Below are 15,217 nucleotides of genomic sequence, written 5' to 3' on the forward strand. Positions count from 1 at the left end.
TTAAATAGCATAAACTAGAAATGACCAACATACAATTCATATCAAAATCCGTTGCTACAGCAGCGATAAACATTCAAAATACCGTTCAATTATTACAGGAAGATTGTACAATTCCATTCATTTCGCGTTATCGAAAAGACAAAACCGGCAATCTGGACGAGGTTTTTATTGAGCAAATTGCTAAACTCCAAAAGGAGTATGAAGTGATTGTAAAACGCAAAGAAGCGATTTTAAAATCGATTCAGGAACAAAATGCGCTTAGTCCAGAATTAGAGAAAAAAATCCAACAGAGTTTTGAATTACAAGAACTGGAAGATTTTTATTTGCCATTCAAAAAGAAGAAAAAAACTAAAGCGGATGTTGCCCGCGAAAATGGATTAGAACCGTTGGCTAAAATCATCATGGCGCAAAATAATGACGATGTCGATTTTATATCCACACAATATTTGAATGAAAATATTATCAATGAAGAATCAGCTTTGCAAGGAGCTAGAGATATTATTGCCGAATGGATCAACGAAAATATTTATGTTCGTAAACAATTGCGTAGGTTATTTGAGCGCAAAGCAACCATTACGACCAAAGTGGTAAAAACCAAAAAAGAAGAACAAGATGCTCAAAAATTCAACCAATATTTCGATTGGTCAGAACCTTTGACAAAAGCACCATCGCACCGATTGTTGGCAATGCTTCGTGCAGAAAATGAAGGTTTTATCAAGTTTAAAGTAGAAGTTGATATTAATGAAGCGTATGATATTATTGATGCGTTAGTTTTAAAAAGTCAAAATAAAACCACGCCACACGTTCAATTGGCTATCGAAGACAGCTACAAACGATTATTGAATCCGGCGATTTCAAATGAAGCTTTGCAAGAAGCCAAAGCTAAGGCTGATGCCAATTCTATTCAGGTTTTTGCGAACAATCTGGGGCAATTATTACTGGCGCCGCCTTTAGGTGAAAAACGAATTCTGGCAATTGATCCCGGATTTAGAAGCGGTTGTAAAATTGTTTGTTTGGACGAAAAAGGAGATTTGTTGTATAACGAAACCATTTATCCACATGCGCCTCAAAAAGAGGAAGCCATGGCGATGAAAAAAATTCGTTCGATGGTGAATTCCTATAAAATTGATGCAATTTCAATAGGAAACGGAACCGCTTCGCGTGAAACGGAATTCTTCATTAGGAAAATAGCTTTCGATAAACCGGTTCAGGTTTTTATTGTTTCCGAAGCAGGAGCATCCGTGTATTCAGCTTCTAAAATTGCCAGAGATGAATTTCCTAATTATGATGTCACAGTTCGAGGTTCGGTTTCTATCGGACGACGATTGAGTGATCCATTGGCGGAATTGGTAAAAATTGACCCAAAAGCCATTGGTGTAGGCCAATACCAACACGATGTGGATCAAAATAAGTTGAAAGAAGAATTGGACAGTACGGTGATTCGGTGCGTGAATTCGGTTGGGGTAAACATCAACACGGCCAGTAAACATTTATTGAGTTATGTGAGTGGAATAGGAGAGAAGCTGGCCGAAAATATTGTACAATATCGTTCAGAAAATGGTCCTTTTCAAGATAGAAAACAACTGAAAAAAGTCCCACGTTTGGGTGAAAAAGCGTATCAACAAGGTGCTGCATTTATTCGAATTTCGAATGCAAAAAATCCGTTGGATAATTCAGCCGTTCATCCCGAGGCGTATGGAATTGTGGAGAAAATGGCAAAAGATTTGAAACTTACGGTGAATGATTTGATTGCCAACAAAGAGAAAACCGCTTTAATAAAACCAGAAAATTACATTACCCCCGAAATCGGTTTATTGGGATTGAAAGATATTATTAAAGAACTCGAAAAACCAGGATTAGACCCAAGAAAATCAGCCAAAGTATTTGAATTTGACCCGAATGTAAAAACGATAAAAGATGTAAAAACAGGAATGGTTTTGCCTGGAATTGTCAATAACATTACCAATTTTGGTTGTTTTGTGGATATTGGAGTAAAAGAAAGTGGTTTGGTTCACATTTCTCAACTCAAAGCAGGTTTTGTAAGCGATGTAAACGAAGTAGTGAAATTACATCAACACGTTACCGTAAAAGTTGTTGAAGTGGATGAGGATAGAAAGAGGATTCAGTTGAGTATGATACTTTAAAAAACAAAAAAAAGGCTTTTCAAATTATGAAAAGCCTTTTTTTATTTTGTTTCTTCTTCTTTTTTATCAGCTGGTTGACTGTCTTTGGCTGCGTTTTTAAATTCTTTAATTCCGCTTCCTAGACCTTTCATTAGTTCTGGAATTTTTTTACCTCCAAAAAGTAATAAAACAATGGCCAATATAACAAGGATTTCTGTAACACCTATACTACTCATAATACGATAATTTATGCCGAAGCAAATTTGTAATAAATCTAAGGGCAAAGGTAAATAGAATTAGTTAACTGAAACTCATTTTGATACATTTATTTGGTTTCAAAAGCGTTAAAAATTTATTAAAAATAAATTTAGGTTAGGAAAAGTGAACAAAAACAAGCGAATACAATCAACGACAATAATTGTTATATTTGTTCAATAATAAAAAAGTATGTCTAAAAAAAGGCTAAAACGGCGCAAACTAAAAGAAAATTTATTCAATAAACGACGTTTAGTAATACTTAACGAAGATACTTTTGAAGAAACATTTTCTTTGAAACTTACTTTAATGAATGTTTTTGTGGTAGCGACTTTGGGAGCAATAATTATTACATTTGTTACTACTTTTATTATTGCTTTTACTCCTTTACGAGAATTTATACCAGGCTATTCTTCCTCAAAATTAAAGAAAGACGCAATGGAACTGGCTTTAAAATCAGATTCTTTGTCACGAGCCTTAAAGAAAAACGAAGCGTATATCCAGTCGATTCAAAAAGTGTTGACAGGAGAGTTAGAATATGCAAAATTCAATAAAGATTCGATACTTTCGGCTGCAGATGAAGTACCTTCTCAAGCTGATTTATCTGCATCAAAGCAAGAATTGGAATTGAGAGAACAAGTAGCGAAAGAAGAAAAAAATCCCCTCTCAACCTCCCCAAAGGGAAGGAAACAAGACACAAAAAAATAATTCTAATAATGTCAATAAAATCTAGTGCTGCAAAATTATTTGCACAAAAAATATACAAGAAAACACAAGTTTGGGCCAATAATCCTATTGAAACTCAAAAGAAAGTTTTGCAAAAATTAATCAAAGAAGCGAAGCAAACCCAATTTGGTATTGACCATCATTTTGACCAAATAAAAAATGAGAAAGATTTTGCAAAACAGGTACCTATTCGCGATTATGAGGCATTGAAACCCTATGTTGATAAGGTGGTAAAAGGTCAGGAAAATATACTTTGGAAAGGAAAACCGCTTTATTTTGCCAAGACTTCGGGAACTACTTCCGGGGCTAAATACATTCCTTTGACTAAGGAATCGATGCCTTTTCATATTGAGGCGGCTCGAAATGCCATTTTACATTACATTCATGAAACCGGAAATGCTGATTTTGTTGACGGTAAAATGATTTTCTTGCAAGGAAGTCCAATATTGGAAGAAAAAAATGGAGTTAAATTAGGGAGATTGTCTGGAATTGTGGCGCATTTTGTTCCAAAATACCTTCAAAAAAATAGGATGCCTTCTTGGGAAACTAATTGTATTGAGGATTGGGAAACCAAAGTAAATGCGATTGTCGAGGAAACATTTAATAAAGACATGAGGGTCATTTCTGGTATTCCGTCTTGGGTTCAAATGTATTTTGAGAAATTACATCAAAAAGGAGGGAAGCCCGTGGGAGACATCTTCAAAAACTTCAATTTGTTTATTTACGGTGGTGTAAATTATGAACCGTATCGCGCCAAATTTGAGAATTTGATAGGAAGAAAGGTAGACAGTATTGAGTTATTTCCTGCTTCGGAAGGATTTTTTGCATATCAGGATTCGCAAAAGGAAAAAGGAATGTTATTGCTTTTGAACTCCGGAATTTTCTATGAATTTATAAAAAGTGACGAATTTTATACCGATCCCGAAGGTTCGGGACCAAAACGATACACCATCGGCGAAGTAGAACTAGGCGTGAATTATGTACTAATCATTTCTACCAATGCGGGACTTTGGGGCTACAATATTGGAGATACCGTTCAGTTTACCAGTTTAAAACCATACAGAATCATAGTATCCGGAAGAATCAAACATTATATTTCGGCTTTTGGTGAACATGTAATCGGTAAAGAAGTGGAAAGTGCCTTGCAGGAAGCAATTCTTGGAACGGATATTCGCATCAATGAATTTACGGTGGCGCCACAAATCACGCCAACAGAAGGATTGCCGTACCACGAATGGTTCATTGAATTTGAAAACGAACCTAAGAACAGTGTGATTTTTGCGGAAGCGTTAGACAATGCGATGCGAAAACAAAACATTTATTATGATGATTTGATTGTGGGGAAAGTGTTGCGTAAAGTGGTTGTCACCAAAGTGGCTAAAAACGGTTTTCAGGATTATATGAAATCGATAGGGAAACTGGGTGGACAAAATAAAATCCCGAGACTCTCCAATGACAGAAATATAGTAGATCAATTAGAAAATTTGCCAATTAGAAAATGAGAAAATTAACACTGCTGTTATTAGTTGTCAGTACTTCTATTTATTCACAATTTAAAGGAATTGTTCTTGATGAAAGTAATAAACCCATTCCATATGTTAATATTTGGGTTGAAAACGAAAATTCAGGAACAACATCTGAGGAAAATGGTTCATTTTCTATTAATTTGGAAGATCAAAATAAGGTTTTGATTTTCTCCGCTTTGGGTTTTGAAACCAAGAAAGTTAAAGTTTCGGAAGCAGAAAAAGTACGTATGAAAGGAATAGCTTTTGAATTGAATGAGGTTGTAATTAATAAGAGTAAAAAAGAAATAACAAGGTTTATCGGGGATTCAAAAAAAACGAGTGCTGTTCATATCTCAGGAAGAGCGCCATGGATTTACGCCAAGTTATTTAAATATGAAATTGACTATACGAAAACACCTTTTATAAAGGATGCAATAATTTACACCAATAGTGAAATAAAAAATGCTTGTTTTAAATTAAGAGTTTATAAAGTTAAAGAAGATGGGTTACCAGGAGAAGATCTCATTAAGGAAGATATCCTTGTATTTGTAGAAAAAGGGACGAAAAAGAATACAATAGAATTATCAAAATATAATCTGAATATTCCTAAAGAAGGAATATTTGTTGCATTTGAATGGATGTTGATTGAAAATAATAAAATTGAATTCGAATATAAGAATCAAGAATCAAAAAAAATAATTAAAGAATTTGATTATGCTCCATCCGTAGTGTTTAATTATAAAGATAGAGAATTAACAGTTACTTATTCTAATGGGAAATGGAATAAAAGACCAAAAATAGATTTTGAATTAAACAAGAGCGCAAGAGGTACTGTTATTGAACCTGCGATTAATCTGACTTTAACAAACTAAGTAATAAGCATGAAATAATGTCGTATTTGTTTTTAAGCTAGCCTCAGTCGTTATTGAGGATATGATATTATAAAATACGATAATATATCGCTCCTGCTACTTAAAAGATAAAAACCTACATTTGTAGGTTAGAAAATAAAGAAGAATGAAAGAAACTAAAAATATATCACGCTCTAGAGCGCAAGAATCATCGGCGGCAATTGAAAAAATGTACATCACCATGCGTCACCTTTTCAATAGAGGATTTTATAAGCCAATGGGTGTTTCTGGAGATACATTGAGAGAAGCATTATTGGCATTAAGCCCAGAAATATATGGAAATATTGCAGATGAAAAAGTAGAATTAAATGGGCTTTTGTATGTTATAGAGCGCCTTCCGGTAGGAATTGAAGAATGTAGATTCATCAATTTAACTTCGGAAGAAGGCTATTCAAAATCTCATTTTCAAGCGATTGTTCCGCCAAAAAGACGACGCAATTGCTACCGTATCGATGAGGAACAAATGAATGTGGAAATCACCCGCGGACGCTCGGATATTTATGATATTTTGACGCATTTGACGTTTATTTTCATTGAATCCCACAAAATTAGAAATAGAGTTTTACTGGATGATGCCGGCGAAGTTTCCCGCGATTGGTTCAAACTGGAACAAGCAGTATCTCAAAAGAAAAAATTGACCCTTGTAGAAAAAGAAAAAGCCATTTCACATGCTGCGAATATTCTGGGAAGAACATTTGAGGAAGTGTTGGATATTTATGATGCATTTGGTTCAACCGCGGCGCCAGATCGATTTTTGCACGTTATTTTTTGGTTAGGAAAACTCGCTATTGAAGAAATAGTTGATGATAATAAGAGAACCATAACATTTAGTCCTATTTTAAGAGAACGATTGGGACATCATATTCACGGTGAAATTTGGGCTACTAACATTAAGGAAGTTTTGAAAGACAATCAACTTTTAGATCGTCCGATTCATGTGATTAGCGCGAACATGCACAGTGTGATGAACTCTATTTTTGCCACAGAGGTTTTAAAAACGAAGTTTAAAGACAAATCTGATTTCTTTATTTATGAAGAATTGAGTAAGTCTGGCGCTAATGAAGTTAGAAATCAAGTTTCGGCAGTAGCTTTGAAACACGGGATGATTTCTTTACTGGATACTTCTGGGACAAATATAGATGTACAGATTTTTGATACAGCCAAAATTGATTGGGCAAAAACTTCGTTTCCAAAGGCAAATACCGGAGATAAAAAACCAGTGCTGATTGTTATGGATTACGCTTTTGGGGAGCAAGCGTATGAAACGATTGATGAGTTATTGAAACCCTATAAAAAAGCAACTTTGCTTAATGTAGAATCAGTTTCTATTATGGGAAAAGCGGGAATTCTGGAAGGCGGAAAAGGAGACATTATGATTCCGAATGCCCACATCAATGAAGGAACGGCGGATAATTATTTTTTCGAAAATGAATTGACTGCTGATATGTTTGAAGGAAATGACATTGCAGTTTTTGCAGGTCCAATGGTTACTGTTTTGGGAACTTCATTACAAAACAGAGATTTATTGAAGTTTTTCTATGAATCAACTTGGGGAGTTATAGGATTGGAAATGGAAGGTTCTTATTACCAAAAAGCCATTCAATCCGCTTCAAAAATCAGAAAGAGTGTTCCTCATGATATCAAAGTGAGATATGCGTATTATGCATCAGATAATCCTTTGGAAACAGGAAGTACATTGGCTTCAGGTGGGCTTGGAACTACGGGTGTAAAACCTACTTATTTGATTACAATAAAGATATTGGAACAAATTTTCAACGTAAAATAAAAACATAGGATGAACAAAAACCAACCCAATAACCAAGAGGATCAGGAGATCGATTTAACACAAATTTCTAAGAAAATAGTACGATTATTTGAATGGATCAATACCTTTTTATTCAAATGTATTCAGTTTTTTGTAAAAAATGCGATTGTAATTTCGATTTTGCTGGTAATTGGAGTTGGATTAGGATTTTATTTAGATGTGACAAAAAAAACCTATGATCATCAAGTTATAGTTACCCCAAATTTTGGAAGTACCGATTATTTATATTCAAAAATTGACTTGATTGAATCTAAAATCAAAGAAGGGGATACTGTTTTTCTAAAAGAAATTGTTGGTATAAAAAAGCCTAAAGAAATACTAAAAATTGAAATCAAACCCATAACGGATGTTTATAAATTTATTGAAAATAAAACAGAAAACTTTGAATTAATCAAGTTGATGGCAGAGGGTGGGGATATAAAAAAAATCCTCGAAGATAATTTGACCAGTAAAAATTACACCTTTCATAGAATCAATTTTAAAACAAAAAAGTTAACAAACGATACAGAAACAGTTCAACCGTTATTAAATTTTTTGAATACTTCCGATTACTATAAGGAAATTCAAAAAGAAACAGTGAAGAATATTCAAATAGAGATGATTCAAAACGATACCATTATTTCACAAATAAATGATGTCCTGAATGGATTTTCTAATAGGGTAAATGGCGCTCAAAATAGCGACAAACTGGTTTATTATAATGAAAACACACAGCTAAACGATGTTATTAAAACTAAAGAGGCTTTGATTAATGAACAAGGAGATCATAGAGTAGAACTAGTAGGATTAAATAAAATTATTAAAGAAAATAGTTCAACATTAAATATTGAAAATGCGAATTCAGTCAATGGAAAGTTAAAATTGGTTTTGCCAATTTTGTTCTTGATTTCATTTATTTTAATACGCTTATTTTTAGCGTATTATAAAAGTCAGATAAAAAAAGCAAAAATGATATAATTATTTTTTGCTTTCATTTTAAAACTAAATACAATCGGATAGGGTTTTAATTAATTCGGCCAATACAATTTCTTGAAATTTTGAAAAAAAATCAATATGGGTTTCAATAAAATAAAAAAAAATCCATTTGTTTTACAGAGTTTAAAAACGATGTTCTTAAGAATTATAGGTGTAGTTACCCTTTTCGGATTTTCATTGTTTTTAACGCATAATTACAATCCAAAAATCATTGGTCAATTCGACTTTATAAGAATGGTTTTATTAGTTTTAAGCAGTATTTGCGTTCTCGGCACTGATCAATCCATATTATATTTTACAGGCATTTTAAAAAGTACAAATGCACCGGAAAAATTAAAGGCGATTTATAAAAAAATTGTTTTACTTATTTTTGTATTGTGTTTACTGGTATTGATTGTTTTTTTTGTCATTGGTCAAAATAGCATTAATTTATTTTTCAACGATAAAAGCACTTATGTTTTGATGGCTAAGGCAATTATTACTTTGTTTTTCTATTCGATAACCTTGTTTAATACTGAAACAATTCGAGCATTAGACAAAATTTATATTGCTGAATTATTTAGAAATACTTTTAAGTATGTTTCTGTTATTTTTGGTGCTATTGTATTGTTTTATTATCATCAGGAAACTTATTTGGTAGATGCTTTTTTGATAGGATTTGTAGCGCTTTCGATTTTAACAACGATTATTATTTTTCGACTTTTTAAAAAACAAAAAAGTGATTCAATTCTACCAAATGACACGAATCCTTTTTCGTACTCCTTTATTGCTCACAAATCATACCCGATGGCTATAAGCAATTTAGCTATTTTTTTGATGATGACTTTCGATGTAGTGTTTTTGAAAAAATTTAAAGGAGATGAAACGGTAGCCTATTATGCCATTGCAATGAAGTTAGGTTCTATTTTGTTTATGATTAATAATTCGGTGTATATTTCTGTTTCTTTAAAAATCGCACAACTTTACACAGACAATAATAAAAAAGAACTATTAAAAACGTTGAAACAAAGCGCCAGAATGATTGTTTTACTAACATTACCGGTTGTTTTATTTGTTTGTTTGTTTTCCGAAAATATTTTATATTTCTTTGGAGAAAATTATACACAAAGCAAACAAGCACTTTTGATATTAATGGTGGGTCAGTTGTTTGCTTCTTTTTTTGGAGTATCAGCTATATATTTGAATATGACGGGAAGACAAAGTATTTTCCAAATCGTTTTAATTTTAGCTGTATTAGTCAACTTAATTCTAAACATTATATTAATCCCGGTATATTCTATGACTGGAGCAGCAATTGCTTTTGTTTCAAGTTTACTTTTTTGGAATATAGTTACAGCAATAATTGTTTATAAAAAAGATAAGTTATTAATTGTATTTCATTAAAATAAGAAGGAGAAATAACACCATTTCAATATAATTATTCACAGACGAAGTAAGGTTTTTTATATAAAAAGTATTGATGAAAACACTAATAAAAAAAAACAAAGCGGTATTTATAGGGTTGTTTTTTTGTAATTTAATAGTAGCATTTCTGACGCCTTATATTTTACCGGAAAGATATTTTAACGATACTGTAATAATTGTATTTGACAAAGGCCACGAAATAGGCTGGTTTGGCAGTTATCCTTTTGCGATTATGTTTTATAAACTTACGGGTTTACGACATCTTCCTTTTTTTGCTATTGCCTTAATTCAGTTTCCTATAGTAACGTACCTATTATATAAAATAGGTGTGCCTCCAAACTTCCATAAGTTAAACCTAAAGAATGGTTTGGTGTATATTGCTCTCCTGCTCACGGGTATATACATGTCTATGCCAACTAAGGAATTTATAACTTTTTTGATGTTTTGTACCATTCCTTTTATATTTCAATCCAAGAGAAAACCGTTATTTAAAATCATTTTTTCGCTTATTTTAATCGCTTGTTTTTCGTTTTTCAGACCCTATTATTTATTGATGCCAATATTTGCAGTAGGGATGTATGTAGTATCGTTTATCAAATTTGAGAACAAAACATTTTCTACTATTTTTTATGGATTACTGATTGCTATTTTTTTATCACTGAGTCATGGAGTTATAAGAGGAGAGTATATTTCAAAACTAACAAGGGAAAATTATGTCATTAATAATATAAGTAAAAACAATATAAATACGGCAATAGTGTCGCCAATATCACAAGATACCTGGTATGGTGAAGCATTTGGTATTGTCTATGGTTTTATGGCTGTAAATGTGCCAATAGTAGAAGCAATTAAGCACATTTTATCTCCGCAAGTACTAGCCTTTGTTGTATGGCAATTATTGATTTTTTATATTTTATTTGTTCGGTTTTCACGATGTTTAAAAAATAGAAAACAATATCAATTTGAGTTGTGGACATTATTAATTTTGTTTGCCTATTTTATAGTTCAAGGTATATTTGAACCTGATTTAGGCACTTCCGTTAGACATAAAATAGGCCTTTTCCCTTTAATATATTTTGCATTGTATTATGAACATTTCAGAAAAGACATTCGACAAAGTATTTAATTTATTTTTATTTTTAATTGCTATTACATTAATTTTCAGAAAGCTGTGTACTGTTTTTTTGATAATTTTTGTTGTTTTCAATTTGTTGTTTTTAAAAAAAATAAAACTTTCAAAAAGCCAATTACCAATTATGTTGTTAATAGCAGCTCCGTTTTTGATGGAAATGTTGTTTTTCGCAAATAACGATTCTTATGCATTGGGTTTAAAATCACTGGAAAAAAGCCTTTCGTTACTCTTTTTTCCACTATTCTTAATTGGGAATTGTCAGCGAATTCAATTTCTTCAAATTTTGAAAGCTTATTGTGTTGGTACAACACTTATTATGGCATTCTTTTTTGTGCGTTTTATAGTGTTGTATCCCGAGCATTTTTTTAAATATCTTAATGGAATTCATCTTTGGGAAATGGGTTATGTGTTTTCTGACAGTATTGGGATTCATGCCCCAGCGCTCAATATGCACTTGGCTTTTGTCGCTTTTTCTAATCTTTATTTTTTGCTTGAAACTTCAAAAACAAATTATAGTAAATGGTCCAAAATTAGAGATTCAACGCTTTTTATTCTTTCTTTCTTTTTTGTTTTGTACGTGAACACCAGAATGGCATTATTGGGTACTTTGTTTGGTTTTATTACTGTTGGTTACTTCCAAATTTCGAAAAATTATAGTTCTAAAATCATCTTCAAAAGAGCAATTATTATGCTGTTTTTGATTGGTTCCGTTTTATTTTTATTCATACAAAAGAATCCTTTCATGAAAGAGAAGTATTCAACACAAATTTTTTCGAATTTGGACAAAGTAGGGAAATTAGACGAGATTGACCATCCCGAAATAGCCGTGTACAGTTCTTTTGTAACTAGATTGTCAATCTGGAAATCAGCTTGGGAATTGTCCCTTAAACATCTTCCTTTTGGAGTGGGAGCATCGGATGGGAAGACAGAATTAGTAACGTATTTTAAAGAAACGAATCAAATCTTTCTTGCAAAATATGAATTTCCAACACACAATCAATTTTTAGATTATTTATTGAAATTTGGAATATTGGGTCCAATTGTAGCTTTATTCTATATTGGATTTATTGCTTATTTAGGAATTAAGACAAAGAATGCAGTTATAATTTCTTTCTTTTTTTTGTTCTTTACTTCAAACCTTACAGATGATTTTCTCCTTCGTTTTGATGGAATTGTTTTCAGTGGCTTATGGGTTTCTATATTTGCCAGTTATTGGCTTCAACAAAAAAACAAGCAGATTGTTGCATAATATTTTTTAGAATCAGATAAAATGGCAAAAAGAAAGATCATTCATTTATTACATTCCATAGGCGGAGTCGATGTATATTTGAGACTTGTTTTAGAGAATGTGAATACTGATTTGTTTGAAAACATAGTTATTCATGGAACCAAAGACACGAACAAACCTTTTTTTGATAAAAACGGGAATAAAGTAAAAGAATATAAAGTTTCTATTTTTAGGGATATTTCAATAGGGAATGATATTAAATCATTATTTCAGACGTATAAAATCCTAAAAAAAGAAAGACCAAATCTAATACATGCACACAGTGCTAAAGGCGGTATTATTGGCAGAATTATAGGTAAATTATTAGGAATAAAAGTAATTTATACACCACACGCTTTCTCGTATTTAAGCACGCAAAATAGTATAAAAAGAAGCCTTTTTTTGAACATTGAAAAGTTTCTTGCCAATGGGAATAGTCTTCTTTTGGCCACATCAGCATCCGAAAAAAAGCGAGCTACTGAAGAGGTTGGTTATAAAGATAAAAATGTAATTGTATTCAATAATTGTATTGAACCAATAGTTAAAATACAATCCTTAACCATTCCTAAAACATGGCCTGAAGCTTATATTTGTACCGTTGGGCGTCCGTCGTATCAAAAAAATATTGAGCAAATGATACGGGTTTTGCATGAAGTTAATAAAGAAGCTAAAATTCATTTAATAGTAATGGGAGTTGGCCCTGTATCAGGTCAATTAAAATCAGTTAAAAATTTGATTCAGGAGTTAGAGATGAACAATGACGTAACGCTTTTAAACTGGACAGAAAGAACCGATGTTTTTAATATAATTAATCAATCCAAGTTCTATCTTTCAACGTCCAGATATGAAGGAATGCCCTATTCTATTATTGAAAGTTTGGCATTATCTAAAGCTTGCGTAGTTACTAATTGTGATGGAAATAAAGACTTGATTATTGATAATTATAATGGATTTGTTATTGAAAATGATGACATAAAGGGTTTTAAAAGTGAAATTTTAAAGTTATTGAGGGATAAAGAATTATTGGATAAATTGTCAAAAAATGCTTTTACTTCGTATTCCGAAAACTACAACATCAAAAAAAATATTTTTGAACTCGAATCTATTTATTTGAAATAATAGCTGTTGAATTAATATTGAAAAAAAATTAATGTACAAGGAATTCATCAAACAAAAGATTAATAAAGAAAAATTTCATCCCGGGATTATTGGGTTTTTCATTAATTATAATTTTCTTATCCGAAAATCAATTCGCATCGCTATAAAAAATAACGCTGATAAACTTGAAGGTTCCTTGTTGGATTTTGGTTGTGGAACGAAGCCTTATAAAAAACTATTTGTTAATGTGAAGGAATATATTGGTGTAGATTACAAGATTGAAGGAAGGGAACAAAATTATAATGAAGTCGATAAATTTTATGATGGAAAAAAAATCCCATTTGAAAATGAACGGTTTGATTCTCTTTTGTGCACAGAGGTTTTAGAACATGTTTTTAATATTAATGAATTATTAAAGGAATTTAATAGAGTATTAAAGAAAAATGGAACGGCACTAATTACGACTCCTTTTATGTGGGAAGAGCATGAAATGCCCTATGATTTCGCAAGATATACTACGCCGGCTTTAAAATACTTATATCAAAAAAATGGTTTTAAGGTGGTGGAGAACTTTAAAACAGGAAATTATATCGAAGTTATTTTTCAATTCAATTTAAATTACATAAAGAATATACTCCCTGAGAATAAATATGTAAAACAGGTTTTTCTAATTCCTTTTATCGTCTTTTTTAACTTTTTTGGAGTGCTGTTCAGTTTATTATTGCCAATTGATAAAACAGCCTATTTTAACAATGTCTTTGTTTTAGAAAAAATAGAATAATTGGAATTCCGTCACTATCGATTGAAGATAAACTATTAGAAAAGAAAAGATTTTGCTTATATTTCTTTCACAATCCTAATGATAAGTTTATTTTTGACAGAATCCTCTTTGTGAGGTCAAAGAGAGTTGTATTATAGAAATAATTTATTTGCTTTTTAATAAATTACTCCATAATACCCAAATTATAAAAATCTATATGAAAAGAATACTTATCACCGGAGCAGCTGGATTTTTAGGATCACATCTTTGTGACCGTTTTATTAAGGAAGGCTATTTTGTTATTGGAATGGATAATCTCATTACGGGAGATTTAAAAAATATAGAACATTTGTTCAAACTGGAGAATTTCGAATTTTATCATCATGATATCACCAAATTTGTTCATGTTCCGGGTCAACTGGATTATATTCTGCATTTTGCTTCGCCAGCAAGTCCAATAGATTATTTGAAAATTCCGATACAAACCTTGAAAGTGGGTTCTCTTGGAACGCATAATCTTTTAGGATTGGCACGTGTTAAAAAGGCGAGAATCCTTATTGCATCTACTTCTGAGGTGTACGGAGATCCATTGGTTCATCCACAAACGGAAGAATATTATGGCAATGTAAATACCATCGGACCAAGAGGTGTTTATGATGAAGCGAAACGTTTTCAGGAATCTATAACTATGGCGTACCATACTTTTCATGGAGTAGAAACTCGAATAGTTAGAATTTTCAATACTTATGGACCGAGAATGCGATTAAATGATGGCCGAGTAATTCCGGCATTTATAGGACAGGCGCTACGTGGCGAAGACTTAACCATTTTTGGTGACGGAATGCAAACGCGTTCGTTTTGTTATGTGGATGATCAGGTGGAAGGCATTTTCAGATTATTACATTCAGATTATGTTTATCCGGTAAATATTGGTAATCCAGATGAAATTACCATCAAAGATTTTGCCGAAGAAATCATAAAATTGACAGGAACCAATCAAAAAGTAGTATATCATCCTTTACCTATAAACGATCCATTACAGCGTCAGCCTGATATCACGAAAGCAAAAGAATTGCTGGGATGGGAAGCCAAAGTAGGACGTGCCGAAGGAATGAAAATTACCTATGATTATTTTAGATCATTGTCAGCCGAAGAACTTTCAAAAGAAGAACACAAGGATTTTTCGGGTTATATAAAATAGGAAAGCGAATAGCATAATTTGCATTCGTCTTTAAG

General features: G+C 32.0%; 13 protein-coding genes. 12 read left to right on the forward strand and 1 reads right to left on the reverse strand.

Annotated elements, in window-relative coordinates; genetic code table 11:
* Window positions 1-20: 20 nt before the first annotated feature.
* Complete coding sequence (locus E0I26_RS00780; protein WP_131914598.1) at window positions 21-2,144, forward strand: Tex family protein; 2,124 nt, start codon at window positions 21-23, stop codon at window positions 2,142-2,144.
* Between the two features lie 41 nt (window positions 2,145-2,185).
* Here E0I26_RS00780 and tatA read toward each other — a convergent pair whose 3' ends face one another.
* On the reverse strand, window positions 2,186-2,359 hold the full coding sequence (gene tatA / locus E0I26_RS00785) for a twin-arginine translocase TatA/TatE family subunit (RefSeq protein ID WP_131914599.1): 174 nt from the start codon (window positions 2,357-2,359) through the stop codon (window positions 2,186-2,188).
* A gap of 211 nt (window positions 2,360-2,570) precedes the next feature.
* Here tatA and E0I26_RS00790 point away from each other — a divergent pair, with 211 nt between their 5' ends.
* The 11 genes from E0I26_RS00790 (at window position 2,571) to E0I26_RS00840 (ending at window position 15,182) form a co-directional block, all read left to right on the forward strand.
* Window positions 2,571-3,086, forward strand: coding sequence for a peptidase (locus tag E0I26_RS00790; protein WP_131914600.1), 516 nt, complete (start codon window positions 2,571-2,573; stop codon window positions 3,084-3,086).
* A gap of 8 nt (window positions 3,087-3,094) precedes the next feature.
* Complete coding sequence (locus tag E0I26_RS00795; protein ID WP_131914601.1) at window positions 3,095-4,606, forward strand: GH3 auxin-responsive promoter family protein; 1,512 nt, start codon at window positions 3,095-3,097, stop codon at window positions 4,604-4,606.
* The gene (locus tag E0I26_RS00800; protein WP_131914602.1) at window positions 4,603-5,481 is read left to right on the forward strand and encodes a carboxypeptidase-like regulatory domain-containing protein; all 879 of its coding nucleotides are present in this window, start codon (window positions 4,603-4,605) and stop codon (window positions 5,479-5,481) included. Before E0I26_RS00795 ends, E0I26_RS00800 begins: the two co-directional genes overlap by 4 nt.
* Window positions 5,482-5,626: 145 nt before the next feature.
* Window positions 5,627-7,306, forward strand: a complete 1,680-nt coding sequence (locus E0I26_RS00805; RefSeq protein ID WP_131914603.1) for a DUF6909 family protein — start codon at window positions 5,627-5,629, stop codon at window positions 7,304-7,306.
* 9 nt (window positions 7,307-7,315) lie between these two features.
* Window positions 7,316-8,302, forward strand: coding sequence for a hypothetical protein (locus E0I26_RS00810; RefSeq protein WP_131914604.1), 987 nt, complete (start codon window positions 7,316-7,318; stop codon window positions 8,300-8,302).
* Between the two features lie 96 nt (window positions 8,303-8,398).
* Window positions 8,399-9,703: an MATE family efflux transporter gene (locus E0I26_RS00815; RefSeq protein ID WP_131914605.1), complete on the forward strand. Its 1,305-nt coding sequence runs from the start codon at window positions 8,399-8,401 to the stop codon at window positions 9,701-9,703.
* A gap of 76 nt (window positions 9,704-9,779) precedes the next feature.
* Complete coding sequence (locus tag E0I26_RS00820) at window positions 9,780-10,850, forward strand: hypothetical protein (protein WP_131914606.1); 1,071 nt, start codon at window positions 9,780-9,782, stop codon at window positions 10,848-10,850.
* Between the two features lie 130 nt (window positions 10,851-10,980).
* Complete coding sequence (locus E0I26_RS00825; RefSeq protein ID WP_235831692.1) at window positions 10,981-12,105, forward strand: O-antigen ligase family protein; 1,125 nt, start codon at window positions 10,981-10,983, stop codon at window positions 12,103-12,105.
* A gap of 21 nt (window positions 12,106-12,126) precedes the next feature.
* Window positions 12,127-13,242, forward strand: a complete 1,116-nt coding sequence (locus E0I26_RS00830) for a glycosyltransferase (protein WP_131914608.1) — start codon at window positions 12,127-12,129, stop codon at window positions 13,240-13,242.
* Window positions 13,243-13,273: 31 nt separating this feature from the next.
* Window positions 13,274-14,002, forward strand: a complete 729-nt coding sequence (locus E0I26_RS00835) for a class I SAM-dependent methyltransferase (protein ID WP_131914609.1) — start codon at window positions 13,274-13,276, stop codon at window positions 14,000-14,002.
* 196 nt (window positions 14,003-14,198) lie between these two features.
* Window positions 14,199-15,182 (forward strand): UDP-glucuronic acid decarboxylase family protein, encoded by a 984-nt coding sequence (locus E0I26_RS00840; RefSeq protein WP_131914610.1) that lies wholly within the window; start codon window positions 14,199-14,201, stop codon window positions 15,180-15,182.
* Window positions 15,183-15,217: the final 35 nt, after the last annotated feature.

Origin of the sequence: Flavobacterium rhamnosiphilum (assembly GCF_004349195.1) — a bacterium.
GTDB classification, from domain to species: domain Bacteria; phylum Bacteroidota; class Bacteroidia; order Flavobacteriales; family Flavobacteriaceae; genus Flavobacterium; species Flavobacterium rhamnosiphilum.

Bases quoted from the DNA above. Each gene is read 5' to 3' on its own strand.
- tatA (WP_131914599.1), bottom strand. From the start codon at position 2,359: ATGAGTAGTATAGGTGTTACAGAAATCCTTGTTATATTGGCCATTGTT.
- E0I26_RS00810 (WP_131914604.1), top strand. From the start codon at position 7,316: ATGAACAAAAACCAACCCAATAACCAAGAGGATCAGGAGATCGATTTA.
- E0I26_RS00820 (WP_131914606.1), top strand. From the start codon at position 9,780: ATGAAAACACTAATAAAAAAAAACAAAGCGGTATTTATAGGGTTGTTT.
- E0I26_RS00800 (WP_131914602.1), top strand. From the start codon at position 4,603: ATGAGAAAATTAACACTGCTGTTATTAGTTGTCAGTACTTCTATTTAT.
- E0I26_RS00825 (WP_235831692.1), top strand. From the start codon at position 10,981: ATGTTGTTAATAGCAGCTCCGTTTTTGATGGAAATGTTGTTTTTCGCA.
- E0I26_RS00790 (WP_131914600.1), top strand. From the start codon at position 2,571: ATGTCTAAAAAAAGGCTAAAACGGCGCAAACTAAAAGAAAATTTATTC.
- E0I26_RS00830 (WP_131914608.1), top strand. From the start codon at position 12,127: ATGGCAAAAAGAAAGATCATTCATTTATTACATTCCATAGGCGGAGTC.
- E0I26_RS00840 (WP_131914610.1), top strand. From the start codon at position 14,199: ATGAAAAGAATACTTATCACCGGAGCAGCTGGATTTTTAGGATCACAT.
- E0I26_RS00835 (WP_131914609.1), top strand. From the start codon at position 13,274: ATGTACAAGGAATTCATCAAACAAAAGATTAATAAAGAAAAATTTCAT.
- E0I26_RS00815 (WP_131914605.1), top strand. From the start codon at position 8,399: ATGGGTTTCAATAAAATAAAAAAAAATCCATTTGTTTTACAGAGTTTA.
- E0I26_RS00795 (WP_131914601.1), top strand. From the start codon at position 3,095: ATGTCAATAAAATCTAGTGCTGCAAAATTATTTGCACAAAAAATATAC.
- E0I26_RS00780 (WP_131914598.1), top strand. From the start codon at position 21: ATGACCAACATACAATTCATATCAAAATCCGTTGCTACAGCAGCGATA.
- E0I26_RS00805 (WP_131914603.1), top strand. From the start codon at position 5,627: ATGAAAGAAACTAAAAATATATCACGCTCTAGAGCGCAAGAATCATCG.